The sequence below is a fragment of the Brevundimonas sp. genome (assembly GCF_032055285.1).
GTDB lineage: Bacteria > Pseudomonadota > Alphaproteobacteria > Caulobacterales > Caulobacteraceae > Brevundimonas.
Genome location: NZ_DAMBRE010000003.1, coordinates 162382 through 172140, shown reverse-complemented (window position 1 = coordinate 172140; position 9759 = coordinate 162382). Strand labels below are relative to the sequence as shown.

The window sequence follows — 9759 nt, the reverse complement described above, 5'->3', positions numbered from 1 at the left end:
ACCGCTGACCTCTTGCATGCCATGCAAGCGCTCTACCAACTGAGCTAAAGCCCCGCGCCTTGCGGCTTGGGTATGTACCGGCGAACCGGGTCGAGACGAATGGTGGAGCTTAGCGGAGTCGAACCGCTGACCTCTTGCATGCCATGCAAGCGCTCTACCAACTGAGCTAAAGCCCCGAACCTTTCGGTCGGCCTCGCCGGAGATTTTGGCCCCCAGCGAGGGGCGGAAACTATGTCAGGCCTTTTGAGAGATCAAGCCGCCCTGACAACTTTTTTTCCGCTTATTTTTCCGACCCTTGGTATCAGTCGTCGTCGCGCGACGGCTTGACGATCTCGTCGTCGAGGTTGTCGTCGTCTTCGTCCTCGATGAAGGGCACCGAGTCATCGTCGTCGTCGCCCAGGGCGTCGTCGTCGTCGCCGTCGGACGAGCCCATGCCGGCGTCGTCGGCTCCGGGTTCGCCGTCGTCGTCGTCGTCGGGCGTCAGGATCGGCTCGTGGCCTTCCTCGTCGATTTCGGGGGTCGAGGCTTCGGCGTCCTCTTCCTCTTCGTCGCCGTCGACCGACTTGTCGGCGACTTGATCCTCGGCCTCGTCGTCGGCGGCGAAGCCGGCGCCGGCGCGACCGCGAACGCGGCGGTTGCGCATCGCTTCTTCAAGCGGATCGAACTCGGTGTCGCACTTGGGGCAGTGCGCCGGGCGACGGTTCAGATCGTAGAATTTGGCCTGGCAGTTCGGGCAGACCTGCTTTTGGCCCAGTTCGGGTTTGGCCACGGGATAACCTTCGGCAGGAGTTGAATTTCGGAATTCGGCCGGCTCCCTTGCCACCCAAGGGGGCCGCTGTCAAAAGCCTTCTTATCCGCCCAGCGCGGCTGTTCCTGAACAATCGGAGTTTTTGGCCAGGTGACTGCCTCCTCGACCCTTACTGCGAGTCCTGTTTCCGTTCCGTTGAAGGGGTCTGTGCGCGCGCCGGGCGACAAGTCCATGTCGCACCGCTCGCTGATCTTTGGGGGCATGGCCGAGGGCGTGACCGAGATCGAGGGTCTGCTGGAAGGCGACGACATCCTGGCCACCGGCCGCGCGGTCGAGGCCTTCGGCGCCAGGGTCGAGCGGCTGGGCGAGGGGCGCTGGCGCGTGACCGGGCAGGGCGGCTTCAAGACGCCGGCTTCGGTCATCGACTGCGGCAACGCCGGGACCGGGGTGCGGCTGCTGATGGGCGCGGCTGCGGGCTATGATCTGAGCGCGACCTTCGACGGCGACGCCTCGCTGCGCAAGCGGCCGATGAAGCGCGTCACCGGGCCTCTGGCCGACATGGGCGCCCGCTTCGATTGGAACGCGGCCGAGGACCGCCTGCCCCTGACCCTGCTCGGCGGCGGCCTGAGCGGTATTGAATATGTGCAGACGGTGGCCTCGGCCCAGATCAAGTCGGCCATCCTGCTGGCCGGGCTGAACGCGGCGGGCGAGACCGTCGTGGTCGAGCCGGAAAAGAGCCGCGACCACACCGAGCGGATGCTGCGCGCCTTCGGGGCGGCGGTGGACGTGACCGAGGAAGGCGAGGGTTGGCGCATTCGCCTGTCGGGCGGACAGAAACTGAGCGGAACCCATGTGGCCGTGCCGGGTGATCCGTCCTCGGCGGCCTTCCCCCTGGCGGCGGCCCTGATCGTGCCGGGATCGGAGGTGACGGTCGAGGGCGTCATGCTGAACCCGCAGCGCACCGGCCTGTTCGACACCTGGGTCGAGATGGGCGCCGACCTGACCATCTCCAACCGCCGCGTCAGCGGGGGCGAGGACGTTGGCGACATCACCGCCCGCTATTCGGCGCTCAAGGGCGTTGTCGTGCCGGAAGACCGCGCCGCCTCGATGATCGACGAATATCCCATCCTGTCGGCGGTCGCCGCCCATGCCGAGGGCCGCACCATCATGCGCGGCATCGGCGAGATGCGGGTCAAGGAAAGCGACCGGATTTCGCTCATGGTCGCCGGTCTGAGCGCCTGCGGCGTCGCGGTCGAAGAGGAGGCCGAGGGCTTCATCGTCACCGGCGGACCCGTGAAGGGCGGCGCCACCGTCGCCACGGCCCATGATCACCGCATCGCCATGAGCCACCTGATCCTCGGCCTGGCCGCCGAGCAGCCTGTCTCGGTTCTGGACCCGGAAATGATCGCCACCAGCTTCCCTGGCTTCGTCGATATGATGAAGGCCCTGGGCGCGGATATCGGATGACAGTCTCGCCACCAGAGGACTCGCGTCCTCATACGGTGATGGCCTCCATGGCGTCGGCGTTCGTGCTTCTGGCCGCCGTCTTCGCCATTATGGGCGTGGCAGACGCGCTGGACGGGCGTCACGACACCCGGGCCGGCGCCACTCTGCGTGCGGAAGATTCCGATTTTTTCTGGAAACAGGTCCGCACCACCTTCATGTTCAGTGGCTTCACCCTGCTGGCGGCAGGCGGCTGTTTCGTCGCTTCTGTCGCCCTGCAATCTCCGTCCAAGCCGCCGGCGTCCGTGGACGAGGGCTGAGATGGGCGCACAACAGGTTGGTCGCTATCCGCCGGGTATCATCCTGCATGCGGCCGCAGCCTGCCTGCTGATACTAGGCTTGGCGTTTATCCTGTTCGGGCTGGGCTTGTATGTGGAGGGCCATTTCGATTTGTCCGACGGCCGCATGGACGGTCATGCCGCGCTGGACCTGTCGGAAGAGGTCGCGACCTATCTTTATCGGCGTCGTGTCGGGATGATGCTTGGTTGGGGCGGGGGGCTGCTTCTCTGCTCTCTCATCCGCCTGGGGATCGCTGCGGCCATCAAGCCGAAACGAGAGGCCTGATGAAGCGACAGGACGAGATTATGACGGCGGATCGCAAGTCCGGCGTATTGTCACGCCTCGCTACCTTCGTAGGCGGTGTCTTCATCGGCTGGTGCGCCGTTACGGGCGGAACGGACCTGTGGCGCAGCCTTCAGGCCGGACGGTTTCTGAACCGCAGGGGCCCCGATATCTTTCTTGAGGACGCGCCGCTTGTGTTCTGGGCGCTGAGCGGCTTCTACGGGCTGGCGGTTCTACTGGCAGGCGGTCTTTGCATCCTCTGCCTGCTGATCGCCCTTCGTGAAGCCATCGGAAAGACAGCCCCCTGACCCAGACTCTCGTCATCGCCGTCGACGGCCCCGCCGCCTCGGGCAAGGGCACTATCGCCGCCCGTCTGGCGACGCACTACGGCCTGCCGCATCTGGACACCGGCCTGCTGTATCGCGCGGTGGGTCTGGCGGTGCTGGATGCGGGGCGGGATTTGGGCGACGCGGCTGCAGCCGAGGCGGCGGCCCTGTCGCTCGACATCGCCGGCCTGTCGGACAATCCGCGCCTGACCGAGCGTCATGCGGGCGAGGCGGCCAGCCGGGTCGCGAGCCATCCCGGCGTGCGCGCCGCCCTGCTGAAGCTGCAACAGGACTTCGCCGCCCAGCCCGGCGGCGCGGTTCTGGACGGGCGCGACATCGGCACGGTCATCGCCCCAGACGCTGTCGCCAAGCTCTATGTGACCGCCACGCCCGAGGTCCGCGCCGAGCGTCGCTGGAAGCAACTGACGGCGCGGGGGCAGGATATCGCCTTCGCCGACATGCTGGAGGACATCCGTCGTCGCGACGAGCGGGACTCGGGGCGGGATTCCGCCCCCATGATCCAGGCCGAGGACGCGGTCTTGCTGGACACGACCGATCTGGGTATAGAAGCCGCCTTCGATGCGGCCCGCCGTATCGTCGAGGCGGCGCGCGTCCGGCATGGTCTCTAGGGGCTGGCGGGCAAATCCAACGCTCCTGACCTCGGCTTCCGCGGGCGCTCTGGCTTTATTTGTTTGCGCCTCTTGCGCCGGCCTCGCGTCCTGACGACCTGATTTTCCCTTTCTATCTTTGTCCACCCGCGCGGGACCATTCGGTCGCGCGCCTCAACCCCAGAGCTACATGACCGACACCCATAACCCCTCGCGTGACGATTTCGCCGCGCTGCTCGACGAACAACTGCAGGGCCGCGACCTTGGCGAAGGCCAGGTCGTTCACGGCCGCGTCGTCGGCATCGAGAAAGACATCATCATCATCGACGTCGGTCTGAAGACCGAAGGTCGCATTCCGGCCCGCGAATTCGGCATCGGCGAAGGCGCCGTCATCCCGAAGGTCGGCGACAACGTCGAAGTCTACCTGGAACGCGTCGAGAACGCCCTGGGTGAGGCCGTCATCAGCCGCGACAAGGCTCGCCGCGAAGAAGCCTGGACCCGTCTGGAAGTCGTCTTCGCCGAAGGTCAGCCGGTCAACGGCGCCATCGTCGGTCGCGTCAAGGGCGGTTTCACCGTCGACCTGGGCGGCGCCTCGGCCTTCCTGCCCGGCTCGCAAGTCGACATCCGCCCGGTGCGCGACGTCGGCCCGCTGATGGGCAAGGAACAGCCCTTCGCCATCCTGAAGATGGACCGTCCGCGCGGCAACATCGTCGTCTCGCGTCGCGCCATCCTGGAAGAAGCCCGCGCCGAACAGCGCACGGAGCTGGTCGGCCAGCTGCAAGAGGGTGAAGTCCGCGAAGGCGTCGTCAAGAACATCACCGACTACGGCGCCTTCGTCGACCTGGGCGGCATCGACGGCCTGCTGCACGTCACCGACATGTCGTGGAAGCGCGTCTCGCATCCGTCGCAAGTCCTGGCCGTCGGCGACACCGTCAAGGTCCAGATCGTCAAGATCAACCCGGACACCCAGCGCATCAGCCTCGGCATGAAGCAGCTGCAGTCGGATCCGTGGGACGGCGTCGAAGCCAAGTACCCGGTCAACGCCAAGTACACGGGCCGCATCACGAACATCACCGACTACGGTGCGTTCGTTGAGCTGGAAGCCGGCGTCGAAGGCCTGGTCCACGTCTCGGAAATGTCCTGGACCAAGAAGAACGTCCACCCGGGCAAGATCGTCTCCACCTCGCAGGAAGTGGACGTCATCGTCCTGGACGTCGACAGCGCCAAGCGCCGTATCTCGCTGGGCCTGAAGCAGGCTCAGAACAACCCGTGGGAAGCCTTCGTCGAGGCTCATCCGGTCGGTTCGACCGTCGAGGGCGAAGTCAAGAACGCCACCGAATTCGGCCTGTTCGTCGGCCTGGACAACGACATCGACGGCATGGTCCACCTGTCGGACCTGGACTGGAACGTTTCGGGCGAAGAAGCCATCCAGCGTTACCGCAAGGGCGAAACGATCAAGGCCAAGGTTCTGGACGTCGACATCGAGAAGGAACGCGTCTCGCTGGGCGTCAAGCAGCTCGGCGGCGATCCGATGGAAGGCGACACCTACAAGCGCGGCCAGCAAGTCACCGTCACGGTGACGGCGGTCGAGTCGGGCGGCATCGAAGTCAAGTTCGGTGAAGACGACGCGCCGGTCACGGCCTTCGTCCGCAAGTCGGACCTGTCGCGCGACCGCAACGAGCAACGTCCGGAACGCTTCGCCGTCGGCGATCGCGTCGACGCCATGATCACGGGCATCGACAAGGCCACGCGCCGCGTCTCGGTGTCGGTCAAGGCGCTGGAAATGAAGGACGAGGCCGAGGCCATCGAACAGTTCGGTTCGTCGGACTCGGGCGCTTCGCTCGGCGACATCCTGGGCGCCGCGCTGCGTGAAAAGGCCGGTTCGAAGGAATAATCTTCCTTTTCGACCAGAAAACGGGGCGGCTGGAGCGATCCAGCCGCCTTTTTTCTTGCGCCAAGGGCAAGAACCCGCGCCAATGGCGAGGCTACCCTGTGAGAATCGCTCTTAATCCGACGCGCCCTCTTTATTCCTGTGGCGTCAGACGGTTAGGGTGCGGACCTGAGCGGAAGCGACTGCATCTGAAACAGCCACAGGCGGGGGCCTGAATGATCAAGTCTGAACTGATCGAGAAGCTGGCGGCCGAGAACATCCACCTGACCCACGCCGAGGTGGAACGGGTCGTCAACGTCATCCTGGGTCAGATGACCGAGTCGCTGTCGGACGGCGGCCGGGTCGAACTTCGGGGCTTCGGCGCCTTTTCGGTGCGCAGCAGGCCCGCGCGTGTCGGGCGCAACCCCCGCACTGGCGAGACGGTCGAGGTTCCGGCCAAGGCCGTGCCCTTTTTCAAGAGCGGCAAGGAACTTCGAGAGCGCCTGAACGCTTCTGGCGACGCTTGAAACGAAAGACTGAAGAATGAGCCTGCTGACCGAGTTTCGTGAATTCGCCGCGCGCGGCAACGTCGTCGACCTGGCGGTCGGCGTCATCATCGGCGCCTCGTTCGGCAAGATCGTCACCAGCCTGGTCGATCAGATCATCATGCCGCCCATCGGCCTGCTGCTCGGCAAGGTGGACTTCTCCAAGCTGGAGTGGGTCCTGGTGCCTGAAAATCCGGCGACCGAAGCCGTGGAGAAGGTGGCGATCCAGTACGGCGCCTTCATCAACACCCTGATCCAGTTCCTGATCGTGGCCTTTGTGGTCTTCCTGCTGGTCAAGGGCATCAACAAGATGCGACGCGAGCAGCCGGCCGAGGCCGCCGCCCCGACCGCGACCGAGGCCCTGCTGGCCGAGATCCGCGACGAGTTGAAGGCCCGTCCCTAAGCGGGCGTGGCGATCGGGGCGTCCTGGCTGGACGCCCAGGGGCCTGACGGAATCGGCGGGCGTTTGGGTACGGGCCGAACACAGAACGCATAGTCGCCGTCGAACGGGGTAGGGCGCCAGTCGCTCGGCCCATCGACTTCGGTTGTCTGGATGTCGGGCGCGAAGGCGGCGTGACAATGCCCCCAGCCGCCCTCTCGGCGCGCCTTGCGCGCCAGGTCGCCCATGTCGCGCAGCAGGGAATCGCTCACCACCTGAAGCCGAACCTTGGCCGCGCCCCAGCCCGGCGCTAGCCGCAGCAGGGCGGCGACGAGGGCGCGGACAGCGGCCCGGTCGTGGTCCAGGGCCTGCAGGTCGATGATCTCCAGGACGGGCGGCTCTATGGGATTGCCCTTGCCCAGCATGGCCATGGCGTGGCCGGTGATCCGGTCGCCGACGCGCCGGACCAGATGAAGCGGCGGCGTCGTCAGGTCCGGGTCGGCGTATCGCCAGCGCAGCATGGCCGGGCTGCGATCGGCCAGGATGCGTCCCTGATCACGCAGTTCTGTCCAGAACCGGGAGTAGGGGGAGGCGTCGGACAGGTCGTCCAGCAGTGAAACCCCGCCGGCCAGGGTCATGGGAGCCGGAGACGGCGCGCCGTGCAGCGGCGTCAACTGCTCGCCCAGCCAAAGCGCGGCGCGGGGCGCGCGCGCCACCAGACTGCGCAGGCCGCGGCTGTAGAGGCAGGCGGCGGGGTTGATGATCCAGGACAGCTTCAACCCATGGGTGCGCGGCGGCCAGGCCGTCATGCCAAAGCGCTGGTACAGGGGGCTGGAGCGGGCGTTGGCGTTCAGGGTGTAGCGGGCGAAGCAGCCCGGTTGGGCCATAAAGGCCTGGATCAGGTCGCGGCTGCGTCCCTTGCGATCGGGCGGGACGATGATCGAGAAACCCGTCGCGCCGTAGAGCAGGCGGTCACCCCGCCAGAAACGCTGGACGAAGTTGCCCAGGAAGGCGGCGGGAGCGCCGTCGCTATCCTCGATCACCCAGCCAGAGGGAGCGTCCAGGGCCTGACGGGCGGGATTCTCATCCAGCCAGCGCCAGCCTTCAGGCGACCGCTCCGGCCACCAGACGGCGCGGTGCAGCCGGTTGACGCCGGGCGCGTCGGACAGGTGAAAGTGACGAAGGGTCATGCGCGTCGAGCCTTTTCTCCAGGCGGGTCAGCAGCGGGATGGCGGATGTTTCTGGTTGTGTTTCTTCGTGTGATGCTTGGGCAAACAATCTAAAGTTGTGTTATCGGGACTGACAAATGCGTCATTGCGGTGACGGAATGCGGCGTTAACGCTTGTTCACGCGGCCCCGCCGTGCTGTTTCTCCGCCCTTCAATGCGCCAGTCAGGGCGCAGCATTTGGGAGAACGCCGTTGAGCACGACGGATGGGGGGGGCGCGCTGTCGGCGGCGCCTCGCAAGACGTTTCTAGGACACCCGCGGGGGCTGGTTGTCCTGTTCCTCACAGAGATGTGGGAACGCTTTTCCTACTACGGCATGCGGGCCCTGCTGGTCCTCTATCTGACCCAGCACTTCCTGTTCGGTCCGAAAGAGGCGCAGGGCATCTACGCCGCCTACGCCGCCCTGGTCTATCTGATGCCGGTGGTCGGCGGGATGCTGGCCGACAAGTATCTTGGATCGCGCAAGGCGGTCATCATCGGCGCCGTCCTGCTCGTCGCCGGCCACTTCATGATGGCCTTTGAAGGCACGGGCGGTCGCGAGAAGCTGACCATCGGCGCCACCACCTATGAGCTTCAGGTCGAAGGCCGCGATCAGAACCGCGCCATCTTCGCCGTCAACGGCGACGAGCGCACCCAGATCACGATCTCGCCGGAAGGCGTGTCCAGGGTCGGCGCCGAGCCGGCGGCTGCGGCGGCGGCTGACGCCGCTGTTCCGGCTGTGGCCCAGGCGAGCGGCTTCCCGGCCTTCACCGCTACGGACGGCTACAAGCTGGAAACCGTGCGCGACCTCGGCTTCGGGGAGCCTATCCTGTTCTTCGCCCTGTCGCTGATCATCGTCGGCGTGGGCTTCCTAAAGGCCAATATCTCGACGGTCGTCGGCGCCCTGTATGAAGAGAACGATCCCCGTCGCGACGGCGGCTTCACCATCTTCTACGTCGGCATCAACCTGGGTTCGGTCCTGGCCACGGCGGCCTGTTCCTATCTCGGCATCAAGTACGGCTGGGCCTATGGCTTCGGTCTGGCCGGCATCGGCATGACCCTAGGCCTGATCACCTTCATCCTCGGCCAGAGCTGGCTGGAAGGTCGGGGTGGTCCGCCGCAGCCGGAAATGCTCAAGACCCGCAAGATCTTCGGCGTGCCCTTCGAGGCCGTCTTCTGGATCGGCGGCCTGGTCACCGTCTTCCCGGTCTGGCTGTTGATGCAGCGTCACCACATCATCGAGACGGCCCTGCCCTGGTTGGCCGGCGTCATCTTCGCCTCGGTGGTCGGCTACGTCGTGTTCAAGCTGCGCGGATCGGAACGCAGCCGCATGCTGGTCGCCCTGACCCTGATCTTCTTCTCGGTCCTGTTCTGGGCCCTGTTCGAACAGGCCGGTTCGTCGCTGACCCTGTTCGCCGACCAGTCGACGGCCATGCCGTCGTGGTTCAATGCGCCCATGACCCAGATGTTCAACCCGGGCATCATCGTCATCGGCGGTCCGATCATCGCCGCCCTGTGGGTGTGGCTGGGCAAGCGCAACATGGAGCCCTCGACCCCGGTGAAGTTCTCCTTCGCCCTGGTCCTGGTCGGCGCGGGCTTCCTGCTGCTGACCTGGGCCGCAGCGAACCAGGCCAATGTGGACTTCCGCGTGCCGCTGATCTTCCTGTTCCTGACCTACTTCCTGCACACGATGGGCGAGCTCTGCCTGTCGCCGGTCGGGCTGTCGATGATCACCAAGCTGTCGGTGGATCGTGTCGTCGGCATGATGATGGGCGTCTGGTTCCTGTCCAGCTCGGTGGCCCACATCGCCGCCGGCTTCATCGCTCAGGCGACCTCGACCGACACCGTCGCGGGCGTGGTCACCAGCCCCGAGCTGGCGCTGCAGACCTATGGCTCGATCTTCGGGACCATCGGCTGGACCGGCGTCGTCGTCGGCGTTGTGCTGCTGGTGCTGTCGCCGCTGCTGAAGAAGGGCATGGCGGGCATCCACTAATCGCCTGACATCCCGATCGAC

The 9759-nt window shown here is 65.8% G+C and carries 11 protein-coding genes and 2 tRNA genes (1 of these 13 only partly in view); 9 read left to right on the top strand and 4 right to left on the bottom strand.

The genetic code is table 11. From position 1 onward, the window contains the following. From RTY13_RS08995 to RTY13_RS08985, 3 genes are all read right to left on the bottom strand, one after another. A tRNA-Ala gene (locus tag RTY13_RS08995) sits at positions 1-54 on the bottom strand; it reaches 122 nt to the left of the window's first position. A gap of 46 nt (positions 55-100) precedes the next feature. After that, positions 101-176 (bottom strand) — tRNA-Ala (locus tag RTY13_RS08990). A 125-nt stretch (positions 177-301) separates the two neighbouring features. Then, positions 302-769, bottom strand: a complete 468-nt coding sequence (locus RTY13_RS08985; RefSeq protein WP_312782793.1) for a TIGR02300 family protein — start codon at positions 767-769, stop codon at positions 302-304. 174 nt (positions 770-943) lie between these two features. Here RTY13_RS08985 and aroA point away from each other — a divergent pair, with 174 nt between their 5' ends. The 8 genes from aroA to mscL all read left to right on the top strand — a co-directional run bounded on the left by aroA (position 944) and on the right by mscL (position 6564). Continuing rightward, the gene (gene aroA, locus RTY13_RS08980) at positions 944-2215 is read left to right on the top strand and encodes a 3-phosphoshikimate 1-carboxyvinyltransferase (RefSeq protein WP_409450300.1); all 1272 of its coding nucleotides are present in this window, start codon (positions 944-946) and stop codon (positions 2213-2215) included. A gap of 47 nt (positions 2216-2262) precedes the next feature. After that, entirely contained in the window at positions 2263-2511 is a 249-nt protein-coding gene (locus RTY13_RS08975; protein WP_312782791.1) for a hypothetical protein, read from the top strand. A gap of 1 nt (position 2512) precedes the next feature. Continuing rightward, on the top strand, positions 2513-2815 hold the full coding sequence (locus RTY13_RS08970) for a hypothetical protein (protein ID WP_312782790.1): 303 nt from the start codon (positions 2513-2515) through the stop codon (positions 2813-2815). Continuing rightward, the gene (locus tag RTY13_RS08965) at positions 2815-3120 is read left to right on the top strand and encodes a hypothetical protein (protein ID WP_312782789.1); all 306 of its coding nucleotides are present in this window, start codon (positions 2815-2817) and stop codon (positions 3118-3120) included. Before RTY13_RS08970 ends, RTY13_RS08965 begins: the two co-directional genes overlap by 1 nt. Beyond that, positions 3117-3767, top strand: coding sequence for a (d)CMP kinase (gene cmk, locus RTY13_RS08960; protein WP_312783147.1), 651 nt, complete (start codon positions 3117-3119; stop codon positions 3765-3767). The genes RTY13_RS08965 and cmk overlap by 4 nt, the downstream gene beginning before the upstream one ends. A gap of 169 nt (positions 3768-3936) precedes the next feature. After that, positions 3937-5640: a 30S ribosomal protein S1 gene (gene rpsA, locus RTY13_RS08955; protein ID WP_312782788.1), complete on the top strand. Its 1704-nt coding sequence runs from the start codon at positions 3937-3939 to the stop codon at positions 5638-5640. Between the two features lie 212 nt (positions 5641-5852). Beyond that, positions 5853-6143 (top strand): integration host factor subunit beta, encoded by a 291-nt coding sequence (locus RTY13_RS08950; RefSeq protein WP_312782786.1) that lies wholly within the window; start codon positions 5853-5855, stop codon positions 6141-6143. 16 nt (positions 6144-6159) lie between these two features. Further along, positions 6160-6564 (top strand): large-conductance mechanosensitive channel protein MscL, encoded by a 405-nt coding sequence (gene mscL, locus RTY13_RS08945; protein WP_105562596.1) that lies wholly within the window; start codon positions 6160-6162, stop codon positions 6562-6564. Here the strand turns inward: mscL and RTY13_RS08940 are convergent. Continuing rightward, entirely contained in the window at positions 6561-7730 is a 1170-nt protein-coding gene (locus tag RTY13_RS08940; protein ID WP_312782784.1) for an N-acetyltransferase, read from the bottom strand. The two genes, mscL and RTY13_RS08940, sit on opposite strands and share 4 nt — an antisense overlap. Before the next feature lie 229 nt (positions 7731-7959). On the opposite strand from RTY13_RS08940, the gene RTY13_RS08935 reads away from it, so the two are divergent. Further along, positions 7960-9738 (top strand): oligopeptide:H+ symporter, encoded by a 1779-nt coding sequence (locus RTY13_RS08935; protein WP_312782783.1) that lies wholly within the window; start codon positions 7960-7962, stop codon positions 9736-9738. Positions 9739-9759 lie beyond the last annotated feature (21 nt).